The sequence below is a fragment of the Thermoanaerobaculia bacterium genome (assembly GCA_035593605.1).
In the GTDB taxonomy this organism is placed as follows: Bacteria; Acidobacteriota; Thermoanaerobaculia; order UBA2201; family DAOSWS01; genus DAOSWS01.
On record DAOSWS010000023.1, the window covers coordinates 25,837 to 42,959 of the forward strand.

The 17,123-nt window shown below is 52.3% G+C and carries 11 protein-coding genes; 5 read left to right on the plus strand and 6 right to left on the minus strand.

Annotation, left to right across the window (positions count from 1 at the left end):
- Positions 1 to 99 precede the first annotated feature (99 nt).
- On the plus strand, positions 100 to 1,659 hold the full coding sequence (locus PLD04_11590; GenBank protein HXK68977.1) for a carboxypeptidase M32: 1,560 nt from the start codon (positions 100 to 102) through the stop codon (positions 1,657 to 1,659).
- 32 nt (positions 1,660 to 1,691) lie between these two features.
- On the opposite strand, the gene PLD04_11595 is transcribed toward PLD04_11590, so the two are convergent.
- Complete coding sequence (locus tag PLD04_11595) at positions 1,692 to 2,714, minus strand: M28 family peptidase (GenBank protein ID HXK68978.1); 1,023 nt, start codon at positions 2,712 to 2,714, stop codon at positions 1,692 to 1,694.
- A gap of 89 nt (positions 2,715 to 2,803) precedes the next feature.
- On the opposite strand from PLD04_11595, the gene PLD04_11600 reads away from it, so the two are divergent.
- The gene (locus PLD04_11600; protein ID HXK68979.1) at positions 2,804 to 4,018 is read left to right on the plus strand and encodes a DUF3187 family protein; all 1,215 of its coding nucleotides are present in this window, start codon (positions 2,804 to 2,806) and stop codon (positions 4,016 to 4,018) included.
- A gap of 75 nt (positions 4,019 to 4,093) precedes the next feature.
- On the opposite strand, the gene PLD04_11605 is transcribed toward PLD04_11600, so the two are convergent.
- Positions 4,094 to 5,545, minus strand: a complete 1,452-nt coding sequence (locus tag PLD04_11605) for a hypothetical protein (GenBank protein ID HXK68980.1) — start codon at positions 5,543 to 5,545, stop codon at positions 4,094 to 4,096.
- 472 nt (positions 5,546 to 6,017) lie between these two features.
- On the opposite strand from PLD04_11605, the gene PLD04_11610 reads away from it, so the two are divergent.
- A complete protein-coding gene (locus tag PLD04_11610) occupies positions 6,018 to 6,884 on the plus strand; it encodes a metallophosphoesterase (GenBank protein HXK68981.1) in 867 nt (288 codons plus the stop codon).
- On the opposite strand, the gene PLD04_11615 is transcribed toward PLD04_11610, so the two are convergent.
- The 3 genes from PLD04_11615 to PLD04_11625 are packed head-to-tail and all read right to left on the minus strand — an operon-like array spanning position 6,881 to position 13,121.
- Positions 6,881 to 10,066, minus strand: a complete 3,186-nt coding sequence (locus PLD04_11615; GenBank protein ID HXK68982.1) for a PEP/pyruvate-binding domain-containing protein — start codon at positions 10,064 to 10,066, stop codon at positions 6,881 to 6,883. The genes PLD04_11610 and PLD04_11615 overlap by 4 nt on opposite strands.
- Complete coding sequence (locus tag PLD04_11620) at positions 10,063 to 11,811, minus strand: PEP/pyruvate-binding domain-containing protein (protein HXK68983.1); 1,749 nt, start codon at positions 11,809 to 11,811, stop codon at positions 10,063 to 10,065. The genes PLD04_11615 and PLD04_11620 overlap by 4 nt, the downstream gene beginning before the upstream one ends.
- Positions 11,812 to 11,837: 26 nt before the next feature.
- Entirely contained in the window at positions 11,838 to 13,121 is a 1,284-nt protein-coding gene (locus PLD04_11625; protein HXK68984.1) for a Glu/Leu/Phe/Val dehydrogenase, read from the minus strand.
- 139 nt (positions 13,122 to 13,260) lie between these two features.
- On the opposite strand from PLD04_11625, the gene PLD04_11630 reads away from it, so the two are divergent.
- Entirely contained in the window at positions 13,261 to 15,153 is a 1,893-nt protein-coding gene (locus PLD04_11630) for a DUF3857 domain-containing protein (GenBank protein ID HXK68985.1), read from the plus strand.
- A complete protein-coding gene (locus PLD04_11635) occupies positions 15,150 to 16,898 on the plus strand; it encodes a DUF3857 domain-containing protein (protein HXK68986.1) in 1,749 nt (582 codons plus the stop codon). Before PLD04_11630 ends, PLD04_11635 begins: the two co-directional genes overlap by 4 nt.
- Here the strand turns inward: PLD04_11635 and PLD04_11640 are convergent.
- Positions 16,895 to 17,113, minus strand: coding sequence for a CDGSH iron-sulfur domain-containing protein (locus tag PLD04_11640; protein ID HXK68987.1), 219 nt, complete (start codon positions 17,111 to 17,113; stop codon positions 16,895 to 16,897). The genes PLD04_11635 and PLD04_11640 overlap by 4 nt on opposite strands.
- Positions 17,114 to 17,123: the final 10 nt, after the last annotated feature.

Consider the following 17,123-nt stretch of genomic DNA (forward strand, 5'->3'; position numbering starts at 1 on the left):
AGGGGCTTAGAAATTGTGCCGGTCAAAGGTGACAAACATCACATTCCGATTCCCACCTGTGTGGTATGATGATTCCAGACCTGCTGCAGGTCATCAGATGTGATTTCATTTCTCCGATATGAAATCACCTTCAGCCCGGAGGAAAAGAGGATGGAGGAAAAATTCACAAAACTGCGCAGCATCCTGGCCACCGTTGCCGATCTCCGGGGAGCCACAGCCGTCCTGACCTGGGATCAGGAAACCCACATGCCGGAGGGAGGGGGCTTTGCCCGGGCATCTCAGCTCGCCACACTCGAGAAGCTGGGCCATGACCTCTTTATCACGGATGAGGTGGGGGAACTGCTCGACGATCTTGCCGATCTTGCGAAAGATCCATCCGACACATCGTTCCCTGCCTCGCTGATCCGCGTCACAAAGAGAGATTACGATAAGGCGAGAAAACTTCCCTCATCCCTGGTGGAGGCCTTCAGTCGTGCGACCAGTGAGGCAACTCAGATCTGGAGAAAGGCCCGCTCCTCCGGGGATTATGAACTTTTCCTGCCGCACCTTACCCATCTGCTGGAGCTGACTCGAGAAAAGGCCCATGCCCTGGGCTTCGAAGAACGTCTCTATGATGCTTTGATTGACCAGTTTGAACCGGATATGAAGACAGGTGAGGTGGAAAGTGTTCTTTCGGACCTCAAGAAGAGACTCGTCCCTTTCGTCCATGCTATAACTGCCCGAAAGGCTCCGGAAAACGGCTTTCTTCATATCGATTACGATGAGGAGGATCAGCGCACATTTGTACTGGATGTGTTGAAAGACTTCGGGTTTGATTTTTCCCGGGGAATCCAGGACTTCTCCACGCATCCATTGACGATCGCCTTTTCACCCGACGATGTACGGATCACGATCCGGGTTCGTAGAAATCTGCTTCCCTTTGCACTTTTCAGTGCCTTCCACGAGTGCGGTCATGCCCTGTACTATCAGGGAATCGGTAAAGAGCTGGACCGATCTCCCCTCAATGAGGGAGCCTCCACCGGGATGCATGAATCCCAGTCCCGGTTCTGGGAAAACATCGTAGGCTCAAGTCTTGCGTTCTGGAACCATTACTATCCTGCTCTTCAATCCCGTTTCTCTTCTCAACTCGGGAACGTCGACGTCAATGCCTTTTACAGGGCAATCAACCGTGTAGAGCCCGGTCTCATTCGCATCGAAGCGGATGAGGTTACGTACAACCTTCACATTGTCATTCGCTTTGAGCTTGAAAATGCCCTGCTCGAAGGTGATTTGGATCCTCGAGATCTCCCCGCTGCATGGAACGAGAAGATGCAGAACTATCTGGGCGTCGTTCCCTCAAGTCCGGAAGAAGGTGCCATGCAGGATATTCACTGGGCCTCCGGTGCCTTTGGTTATTTCCCGACCTATACGCTTGGGAATATCATGTCGGGTCAACTCTATGCGCAGATGCGAAGTGAACTGCCGGATATCGAAGAGGAGATTGCACATGGAAGGTTCTCAACGATTCTGGACTGGCTGCGCGAAAAAATTCATATATATGGACGGTGTCTCACCTCTCCAGAACTCCTCATGCAAGTGACCGGCAGAGGCCTGGAGGCGGATAGTTATGTATCCTATATCCGCGGCAAATACACTGGCATATACGGGGACCTTCCCTGATCCTGCCGCCTTCCCGAAAAATACCAGGGACCTCAATCCGGTTTTTCGTCCAGCAACGGCAGGATTACCCTTGTAAGACCCTCGACTCCGGAGGCGAGACGTTTGAAATCCATTTTATCCGGAAGATCATCTGAGGCGTGGTACTCGGGATACCGAAAGGGAGCCGTATCGGTGACCATCAAAGCGGGATAGCCTTCCTGCCAGAAAGACCACTGATCCGACCAGCCGACCCCGGGCAGCGAGGCGGGAAGTGCCGCACCCTCAGCGGGCAGGGAAGAAGCGGACCTGAACGCGGCCACAACTCTGCGGACCAGATGGCGGGATGCAAAGTTCCCTACGAACGCAAGGAAATTACCCCTTGAAGGATAGGCAAGGGAAAGTGGAAATGGATATTGTTGGGAATCCGGTTCGTCGGTGAAGTATCCCATGGTCTCCAGACTGAACATGGCCTGTATCTGGTCACCCCGCGCCCTGCAGGCCTTCGCGTAAATCACACTACCCATTTGCCCGGTATGAAAATAGGGGGGTTCCTCATTCACAAAGGCCACGCATCGGAGCGTCCTGGCATGAGGCTGTGAGGCGAGAGTCCGGGCGAGAGCGAGCAGGGCGGCCACTCCCGATCCATTATCATTGGCTCCGGGACAGCCGGGAACCGAATCGTAGTGCGCACCAATCAGAATAATCTCCTCTTCCCTTTCCCTTCCTGTCCACGTTCCCTCAATATTGAAACATTCGACACCTTCCACGGTATAGGCCTGGCGAACCACATCCATGCCGGCATTGGCAAGCGAGGTTTCAATCCAGTCTGCGGCGCGATTCAGCGCTTCCGGTCTGTGAACGTGTCGCTCACCGATTTCCAGCGCAAGGTGACGAACGTCTTCCTGGAGACGAAGGGAGAGATTATTGGTGTCAGAAACAGACCCTCGATCAACATAAGGAGAGGAAGGCACCGGCATACGAATCATCATACTCCACAAAAATGCGATAGAAATGGAAAGAAGGAGTGCCGCCACTCCAGGGATCCACAATGAAATTTTCAGCATTCTCGCGATCATGTCTCCAGCTTACCCCACATTTCAGTCCATCCAAAGTTACTGAGCCGTTTTGCGTTGTTCTCCCGGCCGAAGGTTGCTATGATATATTTGTGAAATGCTGCACATTTAAGGGTGTCGCTCATGCAAAGGCGCACGATATATTCTGTCTTATCCTCACCATTCTGGCCTTTTTCACACCATTTCTTCCGGGCCAGGACGGTTCGGAGTACAGAGATCCCGTCCCGATGCGAATTCGGGACATGATGCCCTTTTCCATCCTCTCCATGGCCTTCATGCCCTCCCCCGGTCCACTTCCTCCAAAGGGAGACTGGGGGTTCGAAATCCATCTTTCCCATGCCAACACATTCATCATGAGTAAAAACGTGAAGGAATATCTTGGGGAACGAAATGATCGACAGCGCCTCACTCAGAATGATATCGCGGCGATCCGGACAGAAGGAGAGGGCGATATCTTCTATTTTGATGGAGAAATGGGACTACTGACAGTAAGTGCACATTACGGGCTCGGAGAACGCATTCAGGCCTTCACCCACGTACCCATCTACTACTTCTGGGGAGGATACCTGGACGGATTTATCGAGGGATTTCACAACGTTCTGGGAATCGGACAGGCAGGAAGAGACTATGTAAAACGGGATGAAGCACAGCTCTACCTTTCCCTGGGATCGAATGAGTTTTCGTTCCTGAACCCATCCCCCACCGGGGGCGTAGGAGACCCGACCTTCGGCATGCGATACTCCCTCTTCCCCTCCCGATCCCGATCCCAGCTCACCCTGGAGACCGCGACAAAGGTACCTATTGCCGATCCCGATGCCTATCGATCCACCGGTCATTCGGATTATGGGATTCAGCTTGCCTTTCAGACTGGAGACGTGACAAACAAGTTCTATGCGGACATAAGCCATGTATGGACCGGAAACCTGGCCTTCATGCCGGGGTTTAAGGTCGACAACATCCTGTCGGTAACGCTGGCTTACGGACGGAAACTTTCGGATTCCATCTATCTGATCGGACAGGTGACCCGCAGTACCAGTATCTTCTCAGAGGAAACCGACTCGGAACTTGGAGACACAGAATTACAGATCAGTACGGGAGTAAGAATTCAGAAGGGTACATTCCTGTACCAGCTGGCATTTACCGAGAACCTTGCCAACTTTAACAACACCCCGGATATTGGATTTCACCTTGGAATCTGCTTCCTTCTTCCCCGTGGCAAGGCACGGCATCCCCGAATCCGCACTGATCTCAATTCCGCCCAAAATCACACCCTAACTAATCAGGCCAAACTGTCTAATAAATTCTGATGGGGTTCATCTTGCCGAGTTCGACGGTTTTTCCATTTTAGCAAGGCGATTTCCCTATGAGAAAAAGATAACAACCTATTTTGTGAGTTTTTTCCTTCCATCCATTGGAACGGTGGCACGCTCAAATTTAGTGGAACCAATTTCGATTTCGCGCTCATCAATCACGGTGAAGCTTCCCTCCCAATCCACAGCAACAGTCTTAACTGGATAGGTGCCGGGTGCGAGGAGAGAAATGTCCACATATAGATCAAATCGGCGAGGAAGGTCAAAGGGCCGTTGATGAGGGGATGGTGGCGGCCACGGCATTTCTGCCTCTTCAAATTCTTTTGCTGCCATGAATTGGTTTCCGAATCGAACGTAAACAGCCTGAATTTCGTCATCATCCAAAACCTGTCCGTGGAAGTGAAGGATATTCCCCTCCAAAGTCACTTCAACAGACCCGGTCGGGAAGTGGTCATCATGGCGGGCAGCATCGAATAATAAAACTTCATCTCCTGAAGCGACATAGAGCCTGTTGTTGGATGCAATGGCTCCCGTGACGCGAGAGGCGAGCTCGTTGACCCCTGCGTACAATGGAAGGTTTGACAGGTCAAAATTGTACAAATGAAAAACCTCTTCGCCTCCAACTTTCGTTACCTTGGTTACGTATGCACAAGACTCGTACGCCAGTATTGTATTAACACTTCCCAGATAGTTCACGAGAAAGGTGGCATCCCATAAATTATAATCATAGATTCTGTCTTTGAGGTAAAAGACCACGATGTGATCTGGGTCGGGCCATGCGGATCCATTGGTCATGTAATAGTCTTTGTACTGGAATGAAGTTCGCTGCAGGCAAGAGTCTGTACAATAGGGAAATCCCGTCAGGCAGGGGGACCAGTATGTGCTGCCGGACTCGATGGCGGAGTCCAGATCACTTTTGAGGAAATGGCTGGTACTCCACTCTGCAGGGAAAAAGAACTCTCCCCGATAGTAGCGAATTTGGCCTCCGCTGTATTTAATTTTCTTCCTGCAACCATCCAGCTCATAATAGTGCGTGTAGAGCATAGCTGCTTCAAAATCAGGGAGATGAATGGCATAGGGGACAAAACAGCAGTCTGGATACCAATCCATAGGTTCCCCTTCAGCCCAATAGGAGGGACAAAAGAGATAGTCCTTTGCAACGGAACATCCCACAAAGTTATCGGATGGAAACCCGCCGGATAACGCGTTCATATCTGTGATACCCGCCTGGGGAGGGATCAACTCCCAGATCTGCAGGGGGTTGTCCGGTTGCCGTAAATCGTAAAACCGTATCCCATGGTTCTCCAAAGACACATACCAGAAACGAATAAGAAGGTTTTGCCATCGATACAGCCGGGCAGAATACTCGCTGTGATCAACAGGAATCACCGTAATTAGCTCGGGATTTCCGCCTGTCAGGTCATAGAGATACAGGTTATCTCTCCCGGTTACATAAAGATATCCTCCGTAGGTCGCCAGGTCAGATACGGATTCCGGGAAAGTCAACTTCCCCAATAAATTCAACGGCGGGACCTCCTCCTGTGAATGCAGGAGTGACGAAGTAATGACCAGAAAAAAGGTAAATATCAGTTTCATTGCACGGTTTGGATATAGTGAAAATTCTTGAGTTCATTAATTACGGGGACACAATACCTATTCTTCATCAATTCCCTTTGAATACATCTTATTAATTACGGAGATACAATACCTATTCTTCATCATTTCCCTTTGAATACATCTTCTCATGTCTGCAGTGTATCGCCAGGTCCATACAGTGTCAATTTTTCAACAGAATGCTACGAAACTCATCCCCTCAGCCCCGTCGGGACGGATCCAGCCGAAGCTCAGATCCGGACCTGTCCCAATTGCGGTCAGGTTATGCGGGAACAGCGATGCAAGCTGACGTGCCCGAACCGCGAATGCGGCTTTTTCCTCAGCTGCGCTGACTTTTACTGAAATACCCATTTCATCCCTCGATCCCGTATAATGTCTGGCTATGGCACCTCTCTGCTTCTTTGCCTCCGATCTCCACGGCTCGTCCGAACGTTACCGGAAATTAACCGGCGCCATTCGCAGAGAAATGCCGTCGGCCGTCTTTCTCGGGGGCGATCTCCTTCCCCATGGGATTAAAACCCTCGCTGGAATGGAGGACAACAGCCATGCTTTCATCGAAGATTTTCTCGCCCCCCTCTTCACAGAACTGCGCCAGGAAATGCGGGATACATTTCCACGCATCTTTCTTATCCTGGGAAACGATGATGGAAGGTTCGAGGAACATCGGATTCTGGAATATGAGGCGGCTGGTCTCTGGGCCTATATTCATGACCGATTCGCAGACTGGGAAACATACTCTCTTTTTGGATACGCCTTCATTCCTCCTTCACCTTTTCGCCTGAAAGACTGGGAAAAATATGACGTTTCCCGGTACGTCGATCCCGGCTGTGTTTCACCCGAGGATGGCGCCCGCACCATTCCCGTACCTCCTTCCACCGTACGGTATGGAACGATGGCTGAAGATCTGACCCGCCTCACCGATGGCCGGGATATGACAACAACAATCGCACTCTTTCATGCTCCACCCTATCAGACCCACCTGGATCGCGCAGGACTGGACGGAAAGATGGTCGATCATGTCCCTCTGGACGTCCACATCGGCAGCATTGCGATCAAGCGATTCATCGAAGAGAGGCAGCCTCTTCTCAGCCTTCATGGCCATGTCCACGAGTCCACCCGGCTCACGGGAGAATGGAAAATCCAGATTGGGAGGACCTGGGCGTTCAACGCGGCTCACGATGGCCCGGAACTGGCCCTCGTCATCTTTGATCCGGAACAGCTCGAAGCAGCCGATCGAATTCTGGTTTAGCGCGAGCCCAGTGTCAGCGGACGTGCAGGATCGGTCACCGCGCCGATCTTTACTGCAAAACTGTTCTTGTTCGCGATATCTTCATCCGTCACAATATGAACATCCAGCAGACCATCACTACGATATCCTGTCCGCACATAGTTAATCTCCGCCAGTGTGAGACTCCACCCCTCCAGCCAGTGCTGGAGCAGCAGGCGTTGTTCTGCCGTACCCCGAAAATGGATCAGCAGGTCGATATCGCTCGAAGGACCCGCAGAGGCGTTTTTCGTCGATCCAAACACGTAAAACCCCTCCACACCGAAGCGTTCCGGATCAATGTTGGACGCAATACGCTCGGCCATTCGAAGTCGCCATCGCCAGTAGTCGTCGTGAGGTACCTCAGCGGAAACCAGCTCTCGCTCCGGGAGGGATACAGCCTGGCTGGGTTCGGTCAGATAGGCCAGGGCCTGATCCAGATCTGCGTTCATCAGGATCTTGAGGATTTTCCCTTCGCTCTCTCTCTGGACATCTATGACCCGGATTGTGTTCTCCAGATGGGAAAATTCTGGTAGAAGATCCTTGAAAATATTCCTGGATTTCATCAGGAAAATCTCGTCAAAGTGCACCTCCGATTCATCCGGATACAGGGGAAGATAACGAATGGAGGTCTCGACAAGATCCTGGAAAAAGTGCGTGCCAAAGGAGAGTTCGGGCGTGTAATTCCCTGTTTTCTGTGCAATTTCAATCAGCATGGCCGTGTTATTAATATCCGCATACGTAACACTGACACCCAGCTTGATGTCACCCCGGCTTCCCCACCGCCCGGGCCCCATAAGGATGAATTTTCGTTTGGGGAGGATCTTGTTCAGCTGCCCGACCGCACGGCCGACATCCCTTAAATCAGAGAGGTTTCCCAGGGCATTGTATGTCCTGCCATCGATGTAAACCACGTGGGTGATTTCAGGGACAACCCCATTACTGACGTGCCGGTTTCCTGAAAAAACAATGGATTTCTCTGGTATGTCCTGGGGAATCGGTGACGGCGCTATGTCCTTCTGAGAACTCTGAGGCCGACATTGAAGGAGGTAAAGGTCCTTCCCGTCGTGGGCAAATTCAATATCAACGGGAGTGCCGATCGTTTCCTCCAGCTTGGTAAGAATCGTCCGGATCTGTCGAATAAAGGGAGTTCGTTCCACGAGACCCTGGCAGGTGACAACAAGGTTATGGCGCTCAAAATCGATGCCCAGCAGGGAAGTAGGCGCGTGAAGCGTGTCGTCCTGGTAAACGGAAATAATATTCTGTATTCCGGGAATCTCGGTTCCATATCTGGCAAGAAAGTCGTGGATGTGAAGGGTTTCGAAGCTGTTCTTTTCAAGGTTGATCACATCGATTCGCTTGCTGGAGTAGCGGGCCACTTCTTCCGGTGAGGTGTTGACCCGCAGATTGGGATTCCCCGGTGCGAGCAGAACGGGGTAATCATCGGCCACACGGTCCACGGCCCGGGTACCAAGACCGGGTACCATCCGCAGGAGACCATCTTCCCTTTTGATTCGAGGAGACCAGCGGAATTCATTCCTTGAAAAGGCAACACCGGCAAAGGAGGGAATGAAATAGGGTCCGATTCGGGTACCGACGACTTCCTGGATCATGATTCCCATTTCTTCATGGAAATCAAGGAGCCCCCGCTCAATCCGATATTGAATGGGATCCGGAGCAAAGGTAGAGGCATAGACTTCAGCAATAGCATCGGTCAGTGCGGCCAGCCGCTCATTTTTCGAACCCTGGTTCGCCAGGAAGAGACTCTTGTACTTTCCTGAAAAGGCGGCACCCATTCGATCTTCCAGGAGGCTGGAGGAACGAACAATAATGGGGCACTCCCCGATCTCGTCAATCGCCATGGAAAGGCCTTTTAATATTTCAGGCGGAAAGTGCGAGTTCTTAAAGACCTGGATCATATTGGGGTATTCCAGCCTGACCTCGTCAATATCCTTGTATTTCTGCTCGTATACTTCCTCCAGGTTGTTGTAGTCCAAGAAATTCAGAAGTCCGTCGCTTGCGATGTACCATGTCTTGGGGACCTTCAGACTGGCGAAGAGCTCCTTATTCTCCGAGCTGGATTGCAGGACCTTCTGAGCCAGGAAGAGACCGGCACTTTTGCCCCCCAGTTTCCCATGGCTGTCGGCAGGATAGATGATCTGCTTGACCAGAGTAATGTAATCCCAGACACTTAGAAAGTTTTTGGCTACGTTGATAAAGTCCAGGTGGTCGGAAAAAAACCTGCGCACCAGGGATACTCTTAATCCCTTTTCCACGGGAGGAGAAAGTTCGATGGATTCCAGCTCCGCATAGCTGTATTGAGTCAGAACATCGATGACCTGAGTCAGGGACGTGTTGGGGTTGTCAATGGTTTTTACGAAGATTCTCGATTTGTCTTCCTGCATCCATCTCTGGAGCGAAGAAAGAATTTCACTTTCACTTAAATTTTCCGAAGCCATCGAGAAGATGGCATCCCCCTGTTCAAAAAAACGATCGATCGCCTGTTTTTCGCTGGGGACATTCATCTCATCCATGATCTGCTCTTCATCTCCCTCATGGCTTCCTCCAAGGGACTGAAGCATATGCTTCGCGGATTCCACTCCGTTGATGCAAAGGTAGAGAAGCATTTTTCGGGTGACGTAGTTGTACAGCTTACGATCGGACCTCCGAATCATTTCCACCACGATGCGCCATTCATCATGTTTCTTTTCCGTGAGCTCTTCTTCCACTCGCTTCCATTCGCTCATGGATTCCCGCATCTTTCGCAGAAAGATCGTCTGTCCGATGCGATCTGAGATCGTCGAAATCAGCTTTTCTTCTTCCTTGAGAAAGACCTTTCCGTCTGTTTTGGGAACCTGCTTCCGATAGGAGACGGAAATAGATCCTTTGGGTTCTCCCTGGATTTCAATCGGTCGTGTCTGGACGCAGGAAGTTTCAACGAATGGGTCGGAACGGTAGACCTGATCTTCAAAGATTATCTCCGCCTGGCATACTTCCGGATATTGCCATCCGGGGGGAATCACCCCGATAATGTTGCGCAACATTGTATCGAACGGAAGATCGTGCCGGTTGAGAATCTCTTCTACTTCGTAAAGGCACCGCAACTCTTTGGCCCGTTCCTGCAGATCCTTCAGAAGACGGTCGGCATGGATCTCATCTGGGGTCATCGTCGAACCACTCCTTTCCTGGATCTTCCATCCACCTTGACGACCAGAGGCTCGCTCAGGGTCACACAGCGAACAAATTCACCATCATATTCAGCGGGCTGAGATTTCAGCCAGTCCCAATCGATTCCACTGCCGGCCGGGACTGAAAGATATTTAACCTGGAGGTTGGAAATATTATGAAAGAAGTGGGATCCCTGGCTGAGATCCACGGGACGTTCTGCAAACGTGGCTTCCACAATCACGCGGGAACCGGAAATCTGTCCCCAGTTTACCGGAATGCCCAGCCAGGAATCGGAGCTTCCCCAGCGTCCGAATCCGATGAGGAGGTAGGAGACTCCTTTGAGAATCAGGTCCCGGTTGACCTGTTCCAGCTCCCGGGCGACTCGAACCGTATATTTGAAATCAAACCCATCGGGCTTGACGTACACAATGGTCTGAAGGGATCGTTCTACTCCGTTGCCCATCGCTGCGGCTGATGCAAGGAGAACACGATCTCCCGAGAATTCTTCATCTACCAGTTCGACAATTTCGTCGGACACCCCCATGGGACGCACCTGAAGAAGACCGAACCTTCCCGCACCCTTTCGATCCCGATCGAAGGTCATGGCAAACTCGATTTCGACTTTTGCGCCTGTAGAGGACTCACAGACCTCAAGGACAGAACGAAGAAGGTCGTTGAAGGGAATCAATTCCGCCTGCAACAGGGGAGAAAAGTTAATGATACGGGGTCCCTTCATTCCCGTTCCGATCGAAATTCTGCCCGATTTCGGATCCAGCGTGGAAGCCACATATTTCAACGTATTGTCATATTCGGCCTCCGAGAGATCGGACTGGATCAGATACTCGGTTTCATGAAGCGGATTGTACGTTTTCGGTTTCCCCATGTTGACGGCCCAGAATGTGGTCTGCGTATTCTTAAGCATGTCGTTGATGGAATTGAAGGGCGGGCCGGTATTGGGATAGGCCGGTGAATAGGTCCACACCAGGCTTCCATCCACGATGCTCTTTCCCAGCCCAAGGGCAAGGTTGGCCACTCCGTCTTCGGGCTCCGCATGACCAAAGGGATAGAAATTATAGGATCGGCCCACACCGGCCAGATTGGGATAGAAACGGTCCCCGTGGCGGAGACCGACAACTTCCTGGATAATCACAGCCATCTTCTCTGACTCGGGAGCATTTCCGGTCGCCCGCATATAATCCTTGGCCTGATTGAAGAAGGTGGAAGCATAGACAAACTTTACGGCCTCCGTAAGCTTCCGGAATCGTTCATCGGAAGAAGACTGATTGTTGGGAACCATTTTCGTCTCGTATACGCCGGCAAAGGGACAATCCAGACTGTCTTCCAGAAGACTGGATGAACGGACGGCCAGCGGCACATGCAGATTTTCTGTCAAAGCACGGAGGTCTCCGAGAAGATCGGGGGGAAGGGCAGCTTTGAGAAAGTGGTGGGCCATACGTTCATCGGGAAGGTCTGTCAGGGCAAGGTCGTAGAGCCGGTTCTGTTCCATGAAGAGGTCGAAATATCGGGTGGTGATGACCGTCAATCTGGGCACATCGACAACAATATCGGGAAAAGGCTTACGGGAGAAATGCTCGAAGATAAAGTCCTTGATCTGTGCAAGCCCGTGGGCTTTTCCGCCAAGCTCCCCCTCTCCGATGGCAGTCAGAGTTTCCTCACCGCTGAAAAACTTCCGGTCGAATGGAGGAATGAGAATCCCGGATGAGGGGCTGGAAGACTCCGTCATAATCGTTCCCCCTTACCTTGCATCCGCTAAACCCAGCCGCGGTTCTTGCATGCTTTTGCGACTCGATCGACAGCAATAACGTATGCGGCATCGCGCATGGACAGCTTGTGCTTTCTTGCAAGATCGCTCACGGCTATAAAGGCGGCAGTCATCTTTGTATCCAGTTTTCCCAGTACTTCATCCCGTTCCCAGAAGTAGTTCATATTGCTCTGCACCTGTTCAAAGTAGCTGCAGGTTACTCCTCCCGCATTGGCAAGGAAATCGGGAACCACAAAGATGTTCCGGTCTGCAAGGACCTTGTCCGCTTCCGGAGTAGTGGGCCCGTTGGCCCCCTCCGCGATGAGCTTTACCCTCGGGCTAATTCGAGCTACGTTTTCTCCATGAATTTCATTCTCCAGCGCAGCAGGAATCAGGATATCGACCTCCTGCTCCAGCCAGGCATCTCCAGGAAGTCGTTCATATCCCAGGGAAACGGCCCGCGACCCGTCGATTCCTCCGAAGGGATCGGTAATGTTTCTAAGCTCTTCGAGCTGAATTCCTTCCTTTCGGCGATAGGTACAGGCACACTGGTCCTTTTGATCCCAGCAGGAAACCGATATGACGACAGACCCCAGCTGCTGCAGCAGTTCAATGGCATATTGAGCCACATTTCCAAATCCCTGGACACTGACGCGGGTATCGTCGGGCCGCACGTTCAGTTCCTTCAGGGCTTCCCGCACGGTAAAGACCAGGCCAAAACCCGTGGCCTCGGTCCGTCCCAGCGATCCGCCCATCCCGACCGGCTTTCCCGTGATAAATCCGGGAGAATGACCCTCCCGTATCGTCTCGAACTCATCCAGCATCCATAGCATATGCTGGGCATTCGTCATCACATCCGGAGCGGGTACGTCCACCGCCGGACCGAGATTCCTGGAGTTCTGTCGGACCCAGGCCCGGCAAAGACGTTCCTGCTCATGAAGGCTTAAGTTGTGCGGGTCACAGATCACGCCCCCCTTGGCTCCCCCCAGGGGAATATCCACCACGGCGCACTTCCACGTCATCCACATGGCCAGGGCCCTCACCGTATCGATGGTCTCCTGGGGATGGAAACGGACACCACCCTTTCCCGGCCCCCGCGCGTCGTTGTGGACAACCCGGAACCCCCGATAGATCTCGACTCTCCCGTCATCCATCCGGATGGGAATCGAAAAGTGATGCTCCCGGATCGTGGATCGAAGGAGCTGACGAGTGGGCGAATCCAGTCCCAGCAACTCCGCGATGTGATCAAACTGTTGTTGTGCGGTTTCAAAGGGATTGTAGCACCCCGTCATGACAGGCCCCCCAGTATTATGAAATCGCCTTCATTCTATCGGAAAGTGAAGGGAATCACAACGATGCAATGGTTCCCATTCCGATAGATCCCTTGACACTCTGTCGGTCATGACATACTCTCAGCGTCAGGAGGTTCTCATGCGTATCCTCGGACTCTATCTTCTTTCGCTTTCCCTTTCTCTGCTGGCTGCAGACCCTGCCACGGTCCTTCTCGATGAAACGGTCGTCCTGGTGGAGGATTCGGGACTTGCCCATGTCACTCACCATGTCAAAGTCCGGATCGATTCCGAAAAGGGGATTCAACAATTTTCTCATCTTCGCTTTGACTATGATCCGGCTACATCGCTGAAAGACATCACAAAGGCCATTCTGATCCGTTCTTCCGGTGAAGATCAGAACCTGCTCGAATCGGAAATTCATGACCTTCCTCAACCCCAGTACATGATCTACTGGGGTGCCCGCATGAAACTTCTGGATGTTCCGAGGCTGGAGATCGGAGACATCCTGGAAACCGAAACTACCATGAAAGGGTTTCAGATTGCATATCTGGCCCAGGAAGAGGAAGAAAAATATATCCCGCCCATGCGGGGACACTACTACGATTCCGTTCTCTTTGGCGGTGATCTGCCAATCACGGAAAAACGCTATACGATCCGCATTCCCAGGGATAAAGAGCTGAATACCGAAGTCTTCCATGGAGAATTGGCCTCCCGGGTGACCTTTGATGAAACGCATGTGACCTATACATGGTGGAAGAAGGATATTCCAGCTCTGAAAAAAGAATCCAGAATGGTGGACATGGGAGATGTCGTTACGAAGCTGGTCCTCGCCACCGTTCCCGACTGGGAAACCAAGAGCCGCTGGTTCTTTGAAGTCAATGACCCTCAATTTGAAGCCACCGACGAAATTCGTGCCCTCGTCGGACGCCTGACCTCCGGCTGTGAAGATGATGATTGCCGCTTTGCCGCCCTCCTTCACTGGGTGGCCAACAACATTCGATACAGCGGGTTATCCATGGGAAAGGGCGAAGGATATACCCTCCATCCTGGTTCCATGATCTTTGACGAACGATGTGGTGTCTGCAAGGACATTGCAGGCATGCTGATCACCTTTCTCCGGGCTGCCGGGTACACGGTTTACCCCGCCATGACGATGGCGGGAGCCAGGGTTGAGGACGTTCCGGCAGATCAGTTCAACCACTGTGTTGTTGCTGTGAAGAGAGACGACGGATCCTTCACCATGCTGGATCCCACCTGGTGTCCCTTTTCCCGGGAGCTCTGGTCCTCCGCCGAAGCGGAACAGCACTATGTCATCGGTTCCCCGGAGGGGGAGACCCTTACAATGACTCCGGCAGTTGAGCCCTCTCACAATCGTCTCTCCCTTACCGTGAATGCGGACCTGGATAGTTCAGGGAACCTGAAGGGAACCATGGATATTTCCGGAGACGGATTTACGGAAACCAACCTGCGATGGGGAATCATCAACGATCAGACGCTGAATATCAAACGACAGTTTCAGGCCTGGATAGCATCCGTCGCACCGACCGCCATCGTATCTGACGTGACGATGAACGACCCGTACGACCTTATGGTTCCGCTGAAAATCCGCCTTACCTTTTCCATACCGGGATACGCCCGGACCGACGGGTCCACCCTGTACTATTCACCCCTTATGGTCCATTACCCGGTGATCAATCGCCGAATCGGAGATTTTCTGTCCGTAAAGGAAAAGGGCGACAAACGTACGTATCCCGTCTTCCTGAGATCCACGCGATATCTTGTCTTTAAGGAGCAGACCCGAATTCCCAGAGGAATGGAGGTAAGGGACCTGCCGGATCCCGTAACGAATGATGGCCCTGCAGCCCGGTACAGCCGATCTCTCCGGCTGGAAAAGAGTGCTCTGATTACCACACAGGAACTTGAGCTGAAGAAAAAGATCGTTCCACCGGAAGACTATTCCCAGTGGAAGGAATCGGTACAGCAATTTAAAGACGCTGCAGATATCCTCGTCACCATCGGGAGGACGTCATGAAATCCATCTTAGTTTCTTTCATTCTTTTTCTATGCCTTTTCGCCTTCGGAGCGCCTCCCGCCGAACCCGATGCAACCCTCCACGACAGTCGGATTTCTTTGAACATGACCCCGGACGGGCGTGTACAGGAGACACAGGTCCTGCACCGCACCCTCCACACCTACGAAGCCATGGACAAGGAAGGCGACCCCCGCTTTCTCTATCGATCCGATGTCCAGACCTTTGCACAGCTGGAAGCAGAGACCCGAATGACTTCCGGAAAGATCGTACCCACGCATGCCAGAGGTTTGAACGGCTCAACCCCGTATCGCCTGGTCGCCTGCCCACCCTGCACCGCCTGGCAGGAGATGGTTGTGACCTTCCTGGGACTGGAGCCCGGAGCCGAAACGACACTTTCCGTAAAACTCAACGATGTAAAGCCCTGGAGATATGCCCTGGATGGCGTCCTTTCCTTTGATGGGTTTTCTGAAGTCAGGAATTTCACGCTGGATCTTACGGTCCCCGCGGGGAAATCGCTCTCTGTGGCCGCAAAAGGTATGAATACAACGATCACCCGGAATGAGACGGAAGAGGATCTGACGATCCATGCCCGGGTCGACCATATCAGTGTCTTTCCAGAGGATGAAATGGATTCCGGTGCTTCCTGGGTTCCTCGAATCGCTTATTCCAGTTTTACGGCATGGGACGAGGTGGGAAATTTTCTTACGTCAAAGGTTTTTCTTCCCTCTTCTCTGCCTGAGGTTCCCGAAAAACTCGATGATCCGCTGACGGTACCGGAGAAAATTTCTAGAGCCGTCGCCTTCGTTGCCGATCACCTTGTGACCGTTCCCATGGATCTGCCCCGGGCCCTTTCCTCCATGAGGGATCCGGCGGCCGTTCTCGAATCCGGGGAGGGAACCGAGCTTGATATGGCCCGGCTTCTCCACTCGATTTTCACACTGCAGGGACTGGACCCCGTGGTCCACCTTGTATCCCCGGAAGCCGGAATCCCTGAAGTTCCGGGTTTTTCGCAGTTTGATCGTATTTTTCTCGCCATTTACACCAAAGATCGGACCTACTACATCCGCCCGGGCCATTCGCTGGACGAGGAGAATCGAAGCACCCTCCTGGGAAGCTGGTATTTTACACCCGGAATGTCGGAACCCCAGGTCTTTCGACCGGATGATGACATCCTCGTTCTCGATGGTACTCTCACCGTCAGGGAGGATGAAATCATGATCGAAGGTCAGGCTTTGTTGAAGGGACGATTTGCGGGGATCGCATCGGGAGGCACCTCCGGGATTGAAGACGGGCTGAGTGCCTTTCTCCCCACCGGAACCACCCTGACCTCCGTGAATGCGATGGACGTAACGGATCGAACCTGCAGGGTTGAATTTGAAGGAATCCGTTCAAAGGGAACGGTTCTTCGTCTGGTCCCGGAACTTTCATCCCTGGACATCCCCGAACCGACCTATCTGGAGAGAGTCTTACCCATGGCCTTTCCCAGAACCGGGATCACCGTGCGATGGAAAATCGAAGGCAAAAATTCGGCTGGAGAAATACTTCTTCCCGAAGGGTCTTCACTTGAATGCCCGGGGATCGCAATTCAAACCACCGTGAAGGATAAAGAGGAGTATACGGCCCGGCTGGAAATCACGAAAGATTCTATCGAGCCTTTGGATTATCTAGGATGCAGGGCTGCACTTGCGGCGTGGGACAACATGCCGAATTCTTCAGCCCTGTTCAAAGGGAAAAAGAAACCTTAGAGATTCTCTTCCCCGCAGGGCGTAAGACAAATTTTCATTCGTTTCCCATCCCGATAGAGGTAGAGGGATTCCGGATCTTCTCCCTCGGTCTGGAGATGCAGACCTTCACAGAAGGGAGGATTCTGGCTCAACCCGCACATGCAAATCCAGCGTTCATCCCCCCCAAGCAGCAAACGAAGGGGCTCCTGCGCCCTGGATATCAAGATTCGCGCCATACATTCCTCC